10 protein-coding genes and 2 pseudogenes are annotated in these 16,986 nt (G+C 72.6%); 4 read left to right on the top strand and 8 right to left on the bottom strand.

What is annotated here, in order from left to right; genetic code table 11:
- The 4 genes from GU5_RS15640 to GU5_RS0112675 form a co-directional block, all read right to left on the bottom strand.
- Positions 1-1,092: hypothetical protein (locus GU5_RS15640; RefSeq protein ID WP_010525942.1), on the bottom strand; the 1,092-nt coding region annotated here is incomplete at its 3' end.
- 136 nt (positions 1,093-1,228) lie between these two features.
- On the bottom strand, positions 1,229-2,056 hold the full coding sequence (locus GU5_RS0112665) for an aldo/keto reductase (RefSeq protein ID WP_010525943.1): 828 nt from the start codon (positions 2,054-2,056) through the stop codon (positions 1,229-1,231).
- Positions 2,057-2,098: 42 nt separating this feature from the next.
- Positions 2,099-3,787, bottom strand: a complete 1,689-nt coding sequence (locus GU5_RS0112670) for an ABC-ATPase domain-containing protein (protein WP_010525944.1) — start codon at positions 3,785-3,787, stop codon at positions 2,099-2,101.
- Positions 3,788-3,877: 90 nt separating this feature from the next.
- A complete protein-coding gene (locus GU5_RS0112675) occupies positions 3,878-4,552 on the bottom strand; it encodes a GntR family transcriptional regulator (protein WP_010525945.1) in 675 nt (224 codons plus the stop codon).
- A 156-nt stretch (positions 4,553-4,708) separates the two neighbouring features.
- Between GU5_RS0112675 and GU5_RS16900 the strand changes: the two genes are divergently transcribed.
- From GU5_RS16900 to madM, 3 genes and pseudogenes are all read left to right on the top strand, one after another.
- Positions 4,709-7,651, top strand: coding sequence for an AMP-binding protein (locus tag GU5_RS16900; protein ID WP_010525946.1), 2,943 nt, complete (start codon positions 4,709-4,711; stop codon positions 7,649-7,651).
- 176 nt (positions 7,652-7,827) lie between these two features.
- A complete protein-coding gene (gene madL / locus GU5_RS0112685; RefSeq protein ID WP_010525947.1) occupies positions 7,828-8,256 on the top strand; it encodes a malonate transporter subunit MadL in 429 nt (142 codons plus the stop codon).
- A gap of 70 nt (positions 8,257-8,326) precedes the next feature.
- Positions 8,327-9,018: pseudogene (gene madM, locus GU5_RS16075) on the top strand (malonate transporter subunit MadM).
- On the opposite strand, the gene GU5_RS0112695 reads toward madM, so the two are convergent.
- The 4 genes from GU5_RS0112695 to GU5_RS0112710 form a co-directional block, all read right to left on the bottom strand.
- Positions 8,951-11,152, bottom strand: coding sequence for an MMPL family transporter (locus GU5_RS0112695; protein ID WP_010525949.1), 2,202 nt, complete (start codon positions 11,150-11,152; stop codon positions 8,951-8,953). The pseudogene madM and the gene GU5_RS0112695 overlap by 68 nt on opposite strands.
- On the bottom strand, positions 11,149-11,736 hold the full coding sequence (locus tag GU5_RS15655; RefSeq protein WP_010525950.1) for a MarR family winged helix-turn-helix transcriptional regulator: 588 nt from the start codon (positions 11,734-11,736) through the stop codon (positions 11,149-11,151). Before GU5_RS15655 ends, GU5_RS0112695 begins: the two co-directional genes overlap by 4 nt.
- Positions 11,737-11,924: 188 nt before the next feature.
- Positions 11,925-15,131 carry a beta-phosphoglucomutase family hydrolase gene (locus GU5_RS0112705; protein WP_010525951.1) on the bottom strand — a complete coding sequence of 1,069 codons (3,207 nt, stop codon included), beginning with the start codon at positions 15,129-15,131 and terminating at the stop codon, positions 11,925-11,927.
- A gap of 283 nt (positions 15,132-15,414) precedes the next feature.
- Positions 15,415-16,590 carry an FAD-dependent oxidoreductase gene (locus GU5_RS0112710; protein ID WP_010525952.1) on the bottom strand — a complete coding sequence of 392 codons (1,176 nt, stop codon included), beginning with the start codon at positions 16,588-16,590 and terminating at the stop codon, positions 15,415-15,417.
- Between the two features lie 212 nt (positions 16,591-16,802).
- On the opposite strand from GU5_RS0112710, the pseudogene GU5_RS0112715 reads away from it, so the two are divergent.
- Positions 16,803-16,986: pseudogene (locus GU5_RS0112715) on the top strand (acyl-CoA thioesterase); the annotation flags it as partial.

The raw sequence follows: 16,986 nt of genomic DNA on the forward strand, positions 1-16,986 counted from the left end.
CCAGAAGCCGCTCGGAGCCGCCACTCGATGCGGGTGAGGGCCATCAGGCCCGGGCGACCTCTCCGGGGCCTCGAAGCGCAGGATCGCGGCGATGCCGCCGGGCAGCTCCTTCTCGGCGACGGCGGCGTCGGCGTCCACGCGGGCGGAGGCGGCGAGGGCCGGGCCCTCCCCGTCGACCACGCCGTCCCGGGAGAGCAGGAGCGTGTCGACCGCTCCCATCTCCGCGGCCAGGCGCACGGCGTCCACGCCCTCGGCAGCACGGCCGTGCGCCTTCGCCTCCTCGAACTTCCCGGTCCAGTCCTGGGCGTCCTCGGCGCTGAGGCCGGCGACGATCTCGCGGAGGTCCTGGGCCAGGGCCTCCTCCGCGCCGGAGTCCTGGGTGCCGCCGTGCTCGGCGACGTGGGTGATCTCCGCCAGCGCGGTCGGCAGCTCGTCGCTCAGCGCCGTGCGTCCCTGGATCTCGCCGGCCAGCACCACGGCGTCGGGCTTCCACCGGCGCGCCAGGCGGTCCACCCGCTCGGCGATGCCGCGGGCGTTCTGCTTGACCACCTCATCGGCACGGCGCTGGATCTCCAGGTGGGAGAAGGCGCCCTCGCGCGGCTTGTGCACCGAGCCGCGGCCCGGGCCCTCGACGTCCACCTCGGCCTCGGCGTCGGTGTGGAGGCCCTCGGAGACCAGCGTGCGGCGCACCGTGGCCTCCTCCTGGTCGGCGATGACGACCAGCAGTCGCGCCGAGGTGGCACGCTCGCGGACGTAGGCGCCCAGCTCGGGCACCTGGGAGACGTGCGCGGCGTCGCCGTCGCCCAGCGCCGCGTCCCAGGCCTCGTCGAGGAGCACCGACTCGGCGTCGGCGACCAGCACGCGCCCGTCGGTGTGGACCTCGGTGAGGTCGTCGCCGTCGCCCAGCAGCGCCTGCTGCATGGCGTCCAGGGCGGCCTCGGGCGCGCCCTGATCCGCCAGCCGTCCGCGCAGGTCGTCCCAGCGGAGCCGGACCTGGTGATCGGCGTCCTCGGCCGGCGACCGGGCCTCCAGATAGATCGTGGAGTACGGCGCGGTCTTCTCGTACAGCGGCTTCAGCGGAGCGAGATGCATCGAGGGAACCTCCTCGGTTCTTTCGGTGTGACGGCGGTCATGGCACGTTCCGGTCGGAGCCTGTGCCGCCCTGGTCCGAGACAATCACGGGCGCCAGCACGGAGTCCAGCGGCGGGGCTCGGGTCGCGGGGCGCCCTCAGAACTCCTCGTAGACCGCCGGGTCCTGGTCGTTCGTCCGGCCGTCGGGGCGGGCGAGGCCGCTGATCTCGGTGATCTCCTCGTCGCTCAGCGCCACCTGCGGCGCCTCGAGGTTCTTCCGCCGCCGCTCGGCGGAGGAGGCCTTCGGCAGCGGAAGCGCGCCGAGGCGCACGTGCCAGGACAGGATGACCTCCCCGACGCCGACGTCGTGGGCCTCGGCGATGCGCACCAGCACCGGGTCCTGCAGCATCTCGTTGGCCCGGCCCAGCGGGCTCCAGGCCTCGGTGATGATGCCGTGCTCGGCGTCGTAGGCGCGCTGCTCGGCCTGCGGGAAGTAGGGGTGCATCTCGATCTGGTTCACCGCCGGGGTCACGCCCGTCTCGGCGATGAGCCGGTCGATGTGCTCGGGCAGGAAGTTGGAGACGCCGATCGCCCGGACCAGGCCCCGCTCGCGGGCCTCGGTGAGCGCCTGCCAGGCCTCGACGTAGAGGTCCTGGGAGGGGTTCGGCCAGTGGATGAGGACCAGGTCCAGGTGGTCCAGCCCGGTGCGCAGCACCGACTCCTCGATCGCCGGCACCGCCTTGGCGTGCGCATGGTGACGGCCGGGCAGCTTGGACGTCACCACGACCTCCTCGCGGGGCACGCCGGCGCGGCGCACGGCCTCGCCGACCGCGCCCTCGTTCTCATAATTGAACGCCGAGTCCAGCAGCCGGTAGCCGCCGTCGAGCGCCTCGGCCATGGTCTGCGCGCCGGCGTGGCCGGTGAGCTTATAGGTGCCGAATCCGACGTCGGGCAGGGTCAGTCCGTCGTGCGAGGTGAAGCTCATCTCTCCTCCTGGAGTGTCGGGAACAGCGGGTGGTGGGCGAGGTCAGTTCAGCCGCAGGCCGCGGTGGCGGTTCAGCGCCGCGTGGATCTCCTGGCGCCGCGGCCGCGCCATCGCGCCGGGGTGCCCGCGATGCGGAGACAGCGCATCCAGCCCCTCGGCGTCGATCTGCGCGCAGAGCGCCTCGATCAGCTCGACGACGTCGCGGCGGCCGTCGGCCATCTCGTCCAGCCGGTCCAGCGCATGGGCCAGCGCGGCGGTCTGCGCCGGGTCCACCAGCTGGGAGACCGCCGCGAGGTCGACAGTCGCTCGGTCCTGCTGGATCGCCGTGCGCCCGCGGGCCTTGGCCGGCTTGCCGCGGCCCGGGCGCAGCGAGGACGGCTGCGGCACGCGGCGACGCTCGCCGGCGAACACCGGGCCGCTCGTCGTCGGACCCTCGGGGTGCTCGGCCAGCGCGCGGGCCTCGGCGGTGGCGTCTCGGGCGAGGTAGGAGTCCAGGGCGATGACCTGGTCGGCGACGTCGAAGAAGGCGCTCGAGCCGCCGGCCACCAGCACGGTGGAGACCCCGCGCTCGGCGTGGAGCGGGCGGATGCGGTCGACGAAGGGGGTGATCGGCTCGCGGTCGGCGGGGATCAGCGCGCGCATGCGCTCGTCGCGGATCATGAAGTTCGTCGCCGAGGTGTCCTCGTCGATGAGCAGCGTCTCCGCGCCGGCCTCGACCGCTTCGGCCAGCCCGGCCGCCTGCGAGGTCGAGCCGCTGGCGTTGGTCGTGGAGAAGTCGCGGGTGTCGCTGCCCGAGGGCAGGTCGCCGATGAACGGCGAGATGTCCACTCCGGTCACGGCGCGGCCGTCCTCGGCGCGGATCGCGGTCGCATCGTCCCGGGTGATCACCCATTCGCGGCCGTCGCCGGCGATATGCGGGTGGATGCCGCGCTCGACGGCGCGCAGCAGCGTGGACTTGCCGTGGTAGCCGCCGCCGACGATCACCGTCACGCCCTCCGGGATGCCCATGCCGGTCACCGTGGTCCCGCTGGGCAGCTCGAAGGTCACCCGCAGCGACTCCGGGGAGCTAAAGGGTACCGCGTCGGCGGAGTCCATCGGAAGATCCGAGTCGCCGGAGCGGCGCGGCAGGATCGCCCCGTCGCCGACGACGGCGACCAGTCCGGCCTCGGCGAGCTGCCCGCGCAGGTGCAGCTGGTCGCGGTGCAGGGTCACGTGGGCGCGCAGCGCCTCGGCGTCGAGGGCGTCGTGGTGCAGAGCCTCCTCGGCGAGGCGCGGCAGCACCTCGGTGAGCAGCCGGGCGGCGTCGCGGCCGCGGATGCGGCGGCCGGCGGCCGGCAGCGCCACATGCAGCCGGGCCTCGACGTGGGTCTCGCCGATGACCACGCTGGTGCGTTCGAGCACCTCCTGGCCGGGTCGGTTGATGCTCACCTCGCCGGCGCCGCGACCGTCGGGGCCGTGCCGGCGGGCGGCCTCGGCGGCCCGGCGGCTGAGGAAGTCGGCGACGGCGATGCGTCCGGCGGCGGTGTCGACCAGGTCGGCCGGCAGGTCGGCGGCCTCGCGGGGGACCAGCAGGCGCATCAGCGACGGCGGGGCGTAGGGGTCGACCTGCACGTGGTCGACGGCCAGTCCGGCCGGACCGAGGTCGTGCCGGCCGCGCAGCTGTTTATAGGAGGCGTAGCCGCGTCCGTCGAGGGACTCCAGCGTGCGTCGCAGCGAGCGGGGTTCCGCCATGCGTCCTGCCTTCCGGGTCGGTGCCGGGTCGTCCTCGACCCTATCCGGTCGTCGCGCACCAGCGGTATGGGCGGGCGGCATGGGGTCGGGTCACTCCGCCGAGGCCGGTGAGCGGACCGCGCGCCAGGTGGTCACCAGCTGGCTGAATTCGGTGACCTGGACCAGCACGTGTTCGCGGGCGGCGTCCTCGGCCGTGCCGGCGTCGCCGGCGCGCACGGCGGCGGCGATGGTGCGGTGTTCGGCCAGCGAGCGGCGCATCCGGTCCGGCACGCGCAGCTGCAGTCGCCGGTAAGGCTGCAGGGTGCGCTTGAGCTGGTGGACCTGCCGGCTCAGGTACTCGTTGCCGCAGGAGTCGTAGAGCGTGGCGTGGAAGCGGGCGTTGGCGTAGTAGTAGCCGTCGGCGTCTCCGGCGTCGGCGTGCCGGGCGCATTCGGCCACCGCCTCGTCGAGGGCGGCGAGCTCCGCGATCCCGATGCGGCGCGCGGCCAGGCGGGCGGCCATGCCCTCCAGCTCGGCCATGACCTCGAAACGTTCGGCGAGCTCGGAGAGCCCCAGCTCGGTGACGTAGGTGCCCTGCTTGGGGCGGATCTGGACGAGCCCCGAGCGCTCCAGGGCCTGCAGCGCCTCGCGCACCGGGGTCCGCGAGCAGCCGAACTCCTCCTCGAGCCGGGTCGGGTCCAGGCGGTCGCCGGGGCGGTGCCGCCCGTCGACGATCGCGTTCTCCAGCGCGTCGCGGACGCGCTGCGACTCCGGGATCCGTGCCATGTCCACCTCCGAGGCTCAGCGTAGTCGAGCGCACCGCCTGCTCCGCGATGTGGCGCGCATCACCTGCGGTGCGGTACAGTGCGTTGTTATATACATCACGGTATCTGATGTACATGACCCGGCGACGCCGATCGCCGCGTCGCATGAGGAGGAACGATGGCACGACAGGACGGCTGGCTGCTGGCCGACGTCTTCCGCATCCTGCGGCGGCGCCGCGGCGGCGAGGCGGAGCCGCGCCCGGAGGGGCCGGAGCCGCTGGACGAGCTGCTCGCCGCCTGCGAGGCGCTGATGGGCGAGGTCGGCGAAGCCTCGCGGCGCGCCGTGGCCGCTCGAGCCCTGGAGTCCTACCGCCAGCTCGACGACATGGCGAAGGAGGAGTTCTTCACCCACCTTCTCGAGGCCTACGACGTCGATCCGACGGCGGTGCGCGCGGCGTACCAGCAGTGGGAGGCCGCCGGATCCGAGGAGCGCCGGCGGGCCCTGCCGCGCCTCTTCGAGGCCGTCGAGCCGTCCCGTCAGCAGCTGCTGCGCCGGCTGAACCACGCCCCGCACGCCACGACGGCGCTGGTGGAGATGCGCGCGGACCTGCTCCGGCTGATGCGCGAGCATCCGCAGCTGCGCCCGCTGGACCACGACTTCCACCATCTGCTGGTCTCCTGGTTCAATCGCGGCTTCCTGCGCATGGAGGAGATCACCTGGGACTCGCCCCGGGAGCTGCACCAGCATCTGCTGCGCAGCGAGAAGGTCCATCCGATGGCCGACCGGACGGAGCTGCGCCGCCGGCTGCAGCCGAAGGATCGGCGCTGCTTCGCCTTCTTCCATCCCGCCACCGGCGAGGTGCCGCTGATCTTCGTCGAGGTCGCCCTGGTGCGGGGCATCCCGCGCGACGTCGGTCCGCTGCTGGAGCCGGGGCCGGCGCTGAGTCCGTCGAAGGCCGACACCGCGGCGCTGTACTCGATCAACACCGCGATGGCCGGACTGGCCGGGATCTCCTTCGGCAGCCTGCTGATCAAGCAGGTCATCGAGGAGGTCGGCCAGCAGCTGCCCCATCTGGCGCATTTCGTCACCCTCTCGCCGATCCCCGGCTTCCGCCGCTGGTTGGAGGGCCGGGAGGATCCCGAGCTGCTGCGGCTGGCCATCGATCTGGGCGGATCCGGCACGACGGCCGACCCGTCCGCCGGACCTGACGGAGGCGACGAGCCGGAGGAGGCGGAGGAGTCCGAGGAGACCGCCGCGCTGCGCGAGCGGCTGCTGCCGGTGCTGGCCCGCTACGTCACCGAGGAGCGCCGCGACGACGGCCGGCCGGTGGATCCGGTCGCCCGCTTCCACCTGGGAAACGGCGCGGCCGCCTGGCAGCTGCACTGGCCGGCCGACCGCTCGGCGTCGGGCCTCGAGCAGTCCTACGGCGCGATGATCACCTACCGCTACGACCCCGCGGCGCTGGAACGTCGCCATGAGGACTTCGCCCGCCGGCGCACCGTCGCCGTCGACGGCCCGCTGCTCGAGCAGGCCGACCGCCCCGCCGGTGCGGCACCCGACACTGACCACGACACGAGAGGATCCGCCGCCATGGCCGCGACCGTCACCCCGATCCACCGTTCCTTCGACGAGCAGGCCGCCCGGCGCCCGGAGAAGGCGCTGTTCCACCTGTCCGACGGCGAGGAGATCAGCTACGGATCCTTCGAGCACACGGTCCGCCGGATCGCCGCTCGGCTGCTGGCCGACGGCGTCGAGCGCGGCGACCGGGTCGCCGCCCAGGTGCCCAAGTCGCCGGAGGCGCTGGCGCTGTACCTGGCCACGCTGCGCGTCGGCGGGGTCTACCTGCCGCTGAACACCGCCTACACCGGCGCGGAGATGGACTACTTCCTCGACGACGCCGAGCCGCGGGTGGTGGTCTGCGCCCCGGACCGGGCCGCGGAGCATGCCGAGCGGACGGCGGAGGAGTCGGGCTCCGTCGTCGCGACCCTCGATGCCGCCGGCGGGGGCAGCCTGCTGGTCGGAGAGGAGACCAGCGACGTCTCGGTCGAGGTCGCCGAGGACGACCCCGCCGCGATCCTCTACACCTCCGGGACCACCGGTCGCTCCAAGGGCGCGGTGCTCACCCACGCCAATCTGGCGTCGAACTGCGCGGCGCTGCTGGAGGCCTGGCGGTTCACCTCCGAGGACCGGCTGATCCACGCGCTGCCGATCTTCCACATCCATGGACTCTTCGTCGCGGCGAACATGACGCTCGTCGCCGGGGCATCGATGGACTGGATCCCGGGCTTCGACCGCGACGCGATCCTCGACCGGCTGCCCTCGGCGACGGTGCTGATGGGGGTGCCGACCTTCTACACCCGGCTGCTCGCCGACGAGCGGCTGACCGCCGAGGTCTGCGCCTCGATGCGGCTGTTCGTCTCCGGCTCGGCGCCGCTGCTCGCCGCCGACCATGAGGCCTTCGAGGCCCGCACCGGCCATGCCATCCTCGAGCGCTACGGGATGACCGAGACCGGGATGAACACCACGAACCCCTACGACGGCGCCCGGCGGCCCGGCACCGTCGGGAAGTCCTTCCCTGGGGTGGAGATCCGCGTCGCCGACCGGGAGAGTGGCGAGATCGTCCCCGACGGCGAGGTCGGGATCGTCGAGGTCCGCGGCCCCAACGTCTTCGCCGGCTACTGGCGCATGCCGGAGAAGACTGCCGCGGAGTTCCGCGAGGACGGCTTCTTCATCACCGGCGACCTCGGACTCATCGACGAGCAGGGATATCTGTGCATCGTCGGCCGGGACAAGGACATGGTCATCTCCGGCGGCTACAACGTCTATCCCAAGGAGATCGAGGAGCTGATCGACGCACAGCCCGACGTCGCCGAGTCGGCCGTGATCGGGGTGCCGCATCCGGACTTCGGCGAGACCGTCGTCGCCGTCGTCGTGCCCGCCGAGGGCGGGAGCCCGACGGAAGGGAGCGTGGTCGGCGCCCTGGAGGGGCTGCTGGCCCGGTTCAAGCAGCCGCGGGCGGTGCGCGTGGTCGAGGCGCTGCCGCGCAACGTGATGGGGAAGGTGCAGAAGGCCGAGCTGCGGAGCCGCTACGCCGAGCTGTTCACCGGCGCCGGCGTCTGAGGCGGACCCGCCCCGCATCGAGTGGCGGCTCCGCGCAGGATCTGCCCGCTGGCACGCCGTGTCGCGAGGGGAGATGCCGCTGGGAGCCGCCAGTCGATGCCGGGGAGGCCCCTCCGGAGGGGCGACTGCATGACAGGGGCCGCCGGCCCCGCGACGACGACCCAGGAGATTGACCCATGGTGGTGTACGGAGTGGCGGCGCTGGCGCTGTGCCTGCTGATCGGCGAACTGATCGGCGAGGCGCTGGGCATCGCCGTCGGAGTCGACGCGAACGTCGGCGGAGTGGGCTTCGCGATGATCCTGCTGGTGCTGGTCACCGACCGGCTGAGGCGCCGGGGGCTCTTCCCCGAATCCTCGGAGCGCGGGGTGATGTTCTGGAGCTCGATGTACATCCCGATCGTGGTCGCGATGGCCTCGACGCAGAACGTCGCCGAGGCGCTGACCGGCGGTCCGATGGCGATCGTCGCCGGACTCGCCGCCCTGGCCGCGGCCGCCGCGCTGGTGCCGGTGCTCGCGCGCATCGGCCCGCCGGCGGACCCGCTGCCGCCGCGCGAGGAGGACGACGACGCCCGACTGGCCGGATCCGCCCGGACGAAGGAGGCCTGAGATGGACATCATCGCTTCAGTGCTGGAGGACAACGACCTGCTGGTCGCCTTCGCCGCCGTCGGCGTGCTGATGCTCGTCTCCGGCTGGATGTCGCGGCGCCTGACCCGCGGCCGGCTCCACGGCTCGGCCATCGCGATCATCCTCGGTCTGGCGCTCGCCGGCTGGGCGGGGCGACCACCGGCGGCGAGGACGGACTGGCCGATCTCGCGATCTTCGGCGGCCTCGGCATCCTCGGCGGATCGATGCTGCGCGACTTCGCCATCGTCTCCACCGCCTACGGGGTGGATCTCAGCGTGATCCGCCGCAGCGGGGCGACCGGCGTGCTGTCGATCGTGCTCGGTGTGCTGGTCTCGTTCGTCGTCGGGGCCGTCGTGGCCGCGGCCTTCGGCTACACCGACGCCGAGTCGATGGCGACCATCGGCGCCGGTGCGGCGACCTACATCGTCGGTCCGGTCACCGGCACCGCCGTGGGCGCGAGCTCGGACGTCATCGCGCTCTCGGTGGCGGCCGGCCTGGTGAAATCAGTGGTGGTGATGGTCGCGACCCCGATGATCGCCCCGCTGATCCGGCTGAACAACCCGAAGGCGGCCATGGCCTTCGGCGGGCTGATGGGCACCACCTCCGGCGTCGCCGGGGGACTGGCCGCCACCGACGAGCGGCTGGTGCCCTACGGCGCGATGACCGCGACCTTCTTCACCGGGGTGGGCTGCCTGCTGGGGCCTTCCGTGCTCTACGTGGCTCTGCGCGCCCTCGTGGGCTGAGCTCCGTGCCCGTCGTCCGGCCGATCCGCGAGGGCCACCACAGGCGCCCGCCGAGGTCGACCCCGAGCGCCGGCACCAGCAGCGTCCGGACGACGAAGGTGTCCAGCAGCACGCCGAGGGGCACCAGGAACGCCAGCTGCACCATGAACATCAGCGGCAGCACGCCGAGCGCGGCGAAGGTCGCCGCGAGCACGATGCCGGCGGAGGTGATCACGCCGCCGGTGACCACCAGAGCATGGAGCAGGCCCTCGCGCGGGCCGCGGAGCGGGGTCTCCTCGCGGGCGCGGGTCATCAGGAACACCGTGTAGTCCACTCCCAGCGCCACCAGGAACATGAAGCCGTACAGCGGAACTGTGGGGTCGGCTCCCGGGAAGTCGAAGACGTGGTTGAACACCAGCGCGGAGACGCCCAGGGCGGTCAGGAAGGAGAGCGTGGTCGCGGCCACCAGCAGCAGCGGGGCCACGAGCGAGCGCAGCAGCACCACCAGGATCGCCGCGACGGCGATCAGCACCGCCGGGATGATCACCGTCAGATCGCGCTGGGCGGTGGCGTTGGTGTCCAGCTGCGTGGCGGTCGTCCCGCCCACCAGCGCCTCCTCGTCGACGGCGTCGAGCTGGTCTCGCAGGCGTTCGACGGTCGCCTCGGCGGCGGGGGAGTCCGTCGGATCCTCCAGCGTGGCCGAGATCTGCACCTGGTCGTCGACCACGCGGGCCTGCGCGGTCTCCTGCGCCGGCGCTCCGTCCTCGGCGACGACCTGCGCCGCGGCGACGCCGTCGACTCCCCGGACCGCCTCCAGGGCGGCGTCGGCGTCGTCGGCGGGGGCGAAGATGCTCGTCGGCGCTCCGGTCCCGGCGTCGAAGTGGTCGGCCAGCATGGCCTGCCCGGCCTTCGTGTCGGTCTCGGTCAGCACCACCTCGGACTGCTCCACCCCGTCGGCGCGCAGCTGCGTCACGCCGGCCGCGCCGGCGATCAGGACCAGCAGCACGACGGCCCAGATCGGACGCGGGCGGGCGCGCACCCATCCGGCGGTCCGCGCCCACAGGCCGGCGCGGCGGTGCTCGTCCGCGCTCTCCGCGGCGGCGTCGGAGGAGCGGGGGATGCGCGGCCAGAAGATGCTCCGGCCCGTCAGGGACAACAGAGCCGGGAGGAACGTCAGGGCCGAGGCCATGGCGAAGACGATGCCCGCGGCGGCCACCGGACCGAGGGCCCGATTGGAGTTCAGGTCCGACAGCAGCAGGCACAGCAGGGCCAGCGCGACGGTCCCTCCGGAGGCGAGGATCGGCGGCGTCGAGCGTCGCAGGGCAGTGCGCAGCGCCGCATGGCGATCGGCGGTGTGCCGCAGCTCCTCCCGGTGGCGGGCGACCAGGAGCAGCGCATAGTCGGTGGCGGCGCCGATGACGAGGATCGACAGGATTCCCTGCACCTGGCCGTTGAGCTCGATCCAGCCCTGCAGGGCCATCTGGTGCACCACCGTCACCGCGGCGCACAGCGCGCCGACGGCGGAGAGCAGCACCAGCAGCGGCAGCAGCGGCGAGCGGTACACCAGGATGAGGATGACGAAGACCGCGACGACGGCGACCAGCAGCAGCATGCCGTCGATCCCGGCGAACGCCGAGGACAGGTCGGCCGAGAGGGCCGCCGGGCCGGTCACGTGGGAGGTCCATGCGGAGGACTCGAAGTGGTCGGAGGCGACGGCGCGCAGGTCCTGCACGGCGCCCTCGTCGGCGGCCTGCTCGGTCAGCAGCACGGTGAGCTGCACGGCCTCGCCGTCCTCCGAGGGGACGGGGCCGGCCACCTCGGTGACTCCCGGCATCGCGCCCAGCGCTTCGGCGGCGTCGTCGGCGTCGGCCAGGGCCGACGTCCCCAGGCCGTCGGAGCTCCCGGAGACCCGCTCGGCCACCACGGTCGCCGGCACGGCGTCGGAGTCCGCGAACTGCTGCTGCAGCTCGGCGGCGCGCGTGGACTCCGCGTCGGCGGGCAGGAAGGTCGCCTGGTCGTTGCTGGTGACGTCGGAGAGCGCGCCGAACGTCGTGCCGCCCGCCCCCGTCCAGGCCAGCCAGCCGAGCACCACCAGGATCGGCAGCAGCACGCGTCGGGCCGTCCGGGTGCGTGCGTCGTGGTTCGTGGCGCTCATGCGTCCTCCTCCGTCGATGTCTGGTGCGTCCGTCGCGTCGGGTCCTCCGGATCTGCCACGGCCGCGGCGATGTCGCCGAGGAAGGCCGTGATGACCGCGAGCTCCTGGTCGTCCCGGGCCTCGATGACCTCGCGCATCGCCCGGAGCTCACCGCCGAAGTGGCGGAGGAAGGTGCTCCGCGCCAGATCGGTCAGCTCCACGATCCGCGACCGGCGGTCGGCGGGGTGCGGAGTCCGACGCACGTGGCCGGCCGCGGCGAGGCGATCCAGCAGCGTCGTCACCGTCGCGGTGCTGAGGCGCAGATGCTCGGCGATGTCCTGCGGAGTGGTCCTGGTGCCCTGCCGCTCGCGGATCACGAGCATGCGGAGCGTGCTGACGTCGGAGGCGTTCATCTCGACTGCGGACTTCAGTCGGTGGTGCGTCCGGTCCAGGGCGTCGTCGAGCACCTGGACGGCTTCCAGGGCGGCGAGGGCCGCGGTACGGCCGGCCGGGTTCGTATCGGCCCGGTTCGCGGCTGTCGGGCTCGTGGCGGTCGGGCTCGAGCCGGCCGTCTCCGGGTCGCCGGAGCGCGGGGAATCACTCACGCGCCCATTCCACTCGATTTTCGAGTGAATTGGAAGTCGAGGCGTTCCGCGCCCTCGTCGCGTGGGATGCGGGACCCGGGGCTCGCTCGCCGCATCGAGTGGCCGCTGGTGACGAGATCTCGGCGGCGACTCCGGCGAATCCCGGCTCAGGCGTCGTCATCAGCGGCCACTCGATGCGGCTCGTCGGCTCAGTCGGCCAGCGCGCGGGCGGAGTGCTCCAGCTCCACGACCCAGATCTCGCCGGGGTGGAGCAGCTTGTGCTTGCCCTCGACGTTGACGTCGATGGGCTGCGCCGACCCGCCGGAGAGGTTCAGCGTCACCGCGCGGTGGTCGACGTGGACGACGATCGGCTGGTTGCGGTACCGCATGCGGAAGGTGACCTCGGGCAGCTCGTCGGGCAGCAGCGGGTGCAGCCAGAGCGCGTCGGCGCGGGTCTCCACTCCGGCGTAGCAGCGCAGCACCATGTCCACCGTGCCGGCCATCGCCCCGAGGTGGATGCCCTCCCGGGTGGTGCCGCCCTGGGTGTCGGACAGGTCGGCCTCCAGCGCCTCCTTGAACAGGTTCCAGGAGCTGGAGCGGTCGAACTTCGCCGCCACCCAGCCGTGCACCAGCCGCGACAGCGTCGAACCGTGCGAGGAGCGGGCCAGATAGTAGCGCACCGTCGCCCGGACGTCGGTCACCGAGACCGAATAGCCCAGATGGTCGAAGGCCTCGATCAGCTCCTCGGTGGAGAACAGGTAGCAGAGCATCAGCACGTCGGCCTGCTTGGAGAGCTTGTACCGGTTGGTCGCGTCGCCCTCGGCCTGCAGGATCAGATCGAGCCTGCCGATGTTGCCGTACCGGGCCTTATAGCCCTCCCAGTCGAACTCCAGCAGGTCCTCGTAGCCGGCGAACTGGCTGATCACCCCGTCGGCGTGGAAGGGCACGCGCAGCCGGCGGCTGATGTGCTCCCAGCTGTCGAGCTCGTCCTCGAAGATGTCCAGCCACTCCGAGAGCGGGTCGTCGCGGCCGTCGAGCTCCCGGACCAGCCGGGCGGTGTGGCGCAGCATCCATGAGGTCAGCACATTGGTGTAGGCGTTGTCCCGCACGCCCGATCCCGGCGTCTCCGGATAGCCGTCGTGGTACTCGTCCGGTCCCATCACGCCGTCGATGTCGTAGCGGTCGGCGGCGTCGTCGTAGCTGGTCAGCGAGACGAAGAAGCGGCTGATCTCGACCAGCATCTCCGCGCCGTAGTCGGCGAGGAAGGTGTAGTCCTGCGTGGTCTCGAAGTACTGCAGCACCGAGTAGGCGATCGCCAGCGAGACGTGGCGCTGCCGGTGCGAATTGTCCGGCATCCACATCTGGCTGCGCGGGTTCCACAGCTCGGTGGGCGTCTCCTCGCGTCCGTCGGAGCCGGCCTGCCAGGGGTACATCGCACCGGCGTGGCCGTCGGCGGCGGCCATGGCGCGGGCCTCGGAGAGCCGTCGATAGCGGTACATCAGCAGCCCGCGGGTGATCTCCGGACGCCGCAGAGTCAGCATCGGATAGATGAACATCTCGTCCCAGAAGAGATGCCCGCGGTAGCCCTCGCCGTGGAGGCCGCGCGCGCCGACGCCGGCGTCGAGCTCGCGGCGGGCCCCGAAGGCGGTCTGCAGCACGTGGAAGGTGTGCAGGTTCAGCGCCATCTGCTGCCGGGAGGGCTCCGCGCCGATGGAGACGGCGAAGCGGCGCCAGAGCACTCCCCACATCTCCTCGTGGAAGGTCAGCATGGTGCGGAAGTCGTCGGCGCGCTGGACCCGCTTGACCGCGGCGTGCCAGACGGTGGAGATCGCATGGTCGTGGGAGTTGGCCACCGAGGCGATCTTCTCCAGCGTCACCGGCGTACCGGCGTCCAGCTGCAGCGAGATGTCGTGGCCGGCGACCAGGTCGCCCTCGGAGACCGGGCGGCGCATCGGCGGGACGGCGGCGTCGGAGGTCACCGAAGTGCGGGTGGCCAGGGCGATGCGCACCTGCGACTGGTTGGTCATCGTCTCCAGCAGCACCGTCTCGCCGTCGACCTCGCGGGAGTCGACCGGGTCCAGGTGGTTGCCGGCCAGCTCGCGGTCCGCGGCGACGTTGCGGTTGGCGACCCGCCCGTCGATCATCGAGCGCACGTTGATGGTGCCCGACCAGTTCTCCGCCTCGATCGTCATCTCCATGGCGGCCAGCTGGGTCCCGGCCATCGACTGGAACTGGCGGGTGGTCACCCGGGTCCTGCGGCCGTGCAGGTCCTGGTAACGGGCCACGCGGGTGAGCAGCCCGCGGCGCATGTCCAGCTCCTGGCGGTAGGCGACGAGCTCGGGCGAGCCCGGGAGCAGCGTCGAGCCGGCCTCCGGAGTGACCTGCAGGCAGGTCCAGTCGGGGATGTTGACCATGTGCTCGGTCTCGACCGTGCGGCCCATCAGGTCGGTGTGCAGCCGGTTGAAGACCCCCGCGATGTAGGTGCCGGGGTAGTGGGTGGCGTCGGCCGAGGTGCCCGGGTAGTTGCCGCGCGTGCCCCAGTAGCCGTTGGCCAGCGCGCAGAGCGCCTCGCGGGTCGGCTCGTCCTTCGGATCGAAGTGGTCGTAGGCCAGCACCCAGTCCGGGTCGGCGGGGCGGGTGGTGCGCGTGGCCAGGTTCATCACCGACAGGTCGGCGACGACGACGTCGGCGCCGGCGTCCTTGAGACGTCGCGGGTCGTCGCCGCGGTTGAGCCCCACCACCATGCCGTAGGAGCCGCGGTGGCCGGCCTGCACGCCGGAGGCGGCGTCCTCGACGACGATGGAGTCCTCGGGCTCGACGCCGAGCAGCGTGGAGGCGTGCAGGAACATCGCCGGGTCGGGCTTGCCGGGCAGGCCGAGCTCGAGGGCGTCGCTGCCGTCGACGATCGCGGTGAACGCGTCGAGCAGGCCGGCGGCGCGCAGCACCGTGCGGCCGTTGCGCGAGGAGGTCACCAGGGCGGTGGGGACGCCGTCCTCGCCGAGCTGGCGGATGAGGTCGACGGTGGTGTCGAAGACCTCCACGCCGTCGCGGTCCATGACCTTCTCGAAGTATCCCTGCTTGCGGGCGGCCAGTCCGCGGATCGTCAGCCGGTCGGGTCCGTCCTCCTCGGTGCCCTCCGCGACGTCGAGGCCGCGGGCGGCCAGCAGCGCGCGCACTCCCTCCTCGCGGGGCCGCCCGTCGACGTGGTCCAGGTAGTCCTGCTGGGTGAACTCCGGCTGCGGGGAGCCGGCGACCTCCTCCAGGGCCGCGTCGAAGAGCTCCTTCCAGGCATCGGCGTGCACGCCTGCGGTGTCGGTGACCACGCCGTCCATGTCGAAGATGACGGCGCGGAAGTGGCGCAGAGCGTGCCGACGGGCCTCGGCGCTGTGGCGGAACGGATTCTCGAAAGGATGCATCGATACCTCGTGGAGTGCGGGATGGGATGCGTCGTCGCGACGACGGGCGTCGGCGGGTCGCCGGCGCGCGGCGGTCAGAGCGGTCGGAGTCGTCCGGACTCGGTCCCCGTCCGGCGCGGTGCCGCCGGAGGGTCCTGCTGCGGCTGTGCTGCGGCCCCCTCTCGGCGCAGGTCAGCGGCCGCAGCGGGCCGTGCCGGCGGGGAGCCGGGTCCGCGTCCTCCCATCCTAAGCAGGTTCCTCCCCGGTCACCAGGCGTCGGCGGGGTGATTCCGCCCGCGACGGGTCAGCCGATCCGCCGGTCGGCGCGGAACGCCTCGGGCACCGGACGATGCCGGGCGACGTCGCCGGCGGCCAGTCCGGCCGCCATCTCGCCGATCAGCGGGGCGAACTTCGCCCCGTGGCCGGAGCACGGCGAGATCACCGTCAGCCCGTCCCAGGAGTCCATCAGGAAGTTCGCATCGGGGGTGGTGGTGAACAGGCAGGTCGTCTCGGCGTACGGCGTCGGCTCGGCGCCGGGCAGACGGCGTCGGACGAAGTCGACGACGCGCCGGCGGTTCTCCGGATCCACGCGGCGATCCTGGGCGGCCGCCGAGTCGATCACCGGGCCGCCGTCGTACTCGGCGACCTTCTGGCCGGCGAAGTCGGCGTCCCGACCGCCGGGCAGACCGTAGGTGGTCATCTCCGGGGACTGATGGATGAAGGTCGGCCAGCGGGTCTGCGTTCCGGGCTGCTCCTCGGGCGAGTCCGGCTCCCGGTGCTCGGGCCGGTGCGGGAAGTGGAAGGCCTGCTCCTGCCGGACGGTGATCCCGTGCAGCGCGGGCAGGAACCCCGACGGCACCGGCAGGCGGCGCAGCAGCGCCGGCAGCCAGCCGCCGGCGCAGACGATCACCCGCTCCGCCTCGATCCGCTCGCCGTCGGCCGAGGTCAGCCGGAACCCGCTTCCGGCGCGCTCGACCAGCTCGACCTGCCGACCGGTGAGCAGCCGCGCGCCGTCGTCGACGGCGAGCTCGACCATCGTCTCCACCGTGGACTCGGCGTCCAGCACGGCGGCGTCGGGATGCCAGAGCACCTCGGTGTCGAAGGAGTGCATCGGCCAGCGGGCGGCCGCCTGCCGGGCGGAGAGCAGCTCGTGCTCGACGCCGACCTGCTCGAGCACGTCGGCCAGCTGCCGCGGGTCGCGGACCTCGCCGTGGTCCAGCGCGCCGGTCGGGGTGAGCAGGCGTCGTCCGCCGCGTGCCTCGAGCTCCTCCCAGCCGGGGCGGGCGGCGGCCATCAGCTCGACGGAGAGTCGGTCCGGATAGGCGTAGCGCAGGATCCGGGCCGAGCCGTGGGAGCTGCCCAGCGGATCGGCCGGGCGCCCGCGCTCGATCAGCGTGACCTCCTCGCCGTCGGCGGCCAGGCGGCGTGCGGTGGAGGCGCCGGCCAGGCCGGCGCCGACGACGGCGTATCGAGTCTGCATCGCGGAGTCACGTCCTCAGAGGGTCTGCGGGGATGGGCCTGCCGGGAGGGGCCGGCGCCGGCGGCTCGACGACGGTCCTCACCCATCATGCCTGCTCCCGATGCCGGCTCCCGCCGGGATGACTCTGCGGAAGGTGTGGGAATGCCGCGTCTTTCCCACACCTTCCGCAGAGTCATCCCTCGGGGGAGGGCATCGGTGCTAGCGTCTAGGGCATGGCGCGGCGCAGCACGATCGAACTCACCTTCCGCGAGGTCAAGGGCACCTCCAAGGAGTCCACCGTGGCCGGCGGAACCGTCGTCGACTGGATCGACAAGACGGCCTACGCCTGTGCCGCCTCCTGGGCGCGGGCGGCCTGTGTGACCTCCTACGTGGGGAACATGCACTTCACCACTCCGG

The sequence above is a fragment of the Nesterenkonia sp. F genome (assembly GCF_000220985.1).
Taxonomy (GTDB): Bacteria; Actinomycetota; Actinomycetes; order Actinomycetales; family Micrococcaceae; genus Nesterenkonia.

What these genes read in the sequence shown, in the direction of transcription:
- GU5_RS0112705 (WP_010525951.1), bottom strand. Translation starts at nt 15,131, where the DNA reads ATGCATCCTTTCGAGAATCCGTTCCGCCACAGCGCCGAGGCCCGTCGG.
- GU5_RS0112695 (WP_010525949.1), bottom strand. Translation starts at nt 11,152, where the DNA reads ATGAGCGCCACGAACCACGACGCACGCACCCGGACGGCCCGACGCGTG.
- GU5_RS0112665 (WP_010525943.1), bottom strand. Translation starts at nt 2,056, where the DNA reads ATGAGCTTCACCTCGCACGACGGACTGACCCTGCCCGACGTCGGATTC.
- GU5_RS0112670 (WP_010525944.1), bottom strand. Translation starts at nt 3,787, where the DNA reads ATGGCGGAACCCCGCTCGCTGCGACGCACGCTGGAGTCCCTCGACGGA.
- GU5_RS16900 (WP_010525946.1), top strand. Translation starts at nt 4,709, where the DNA reads ATGGCACGACAGGACGGCTGGCTGCTGGCCGACGTCTTCCGCATCCTG.
- GU5_RS0112710 (WP_010525952.1), bottom strand. Translation starts at nt 16,590, where the DNA reads ATGCAGACTCGATACGCCGTCGTCGGCGCCGGCCTGGCCGGCGCCTCC.
- madL (WP_010525947.1), top strand. Translation starts at nt 7,828, where the DNA reads ATGGTGGTGTACGGAGTGGCGGCGCTGGCGCTGTGCCTGCTGATCGGC.
- GU5_RS0112675 (WP_010525945.1), bottom strand. Translation starts at nt 4,552, where the DNA reads ATGGCACGGATCCCGGAGTCGCAGCGCGTCCGCGACGCGCTGGAGAAC.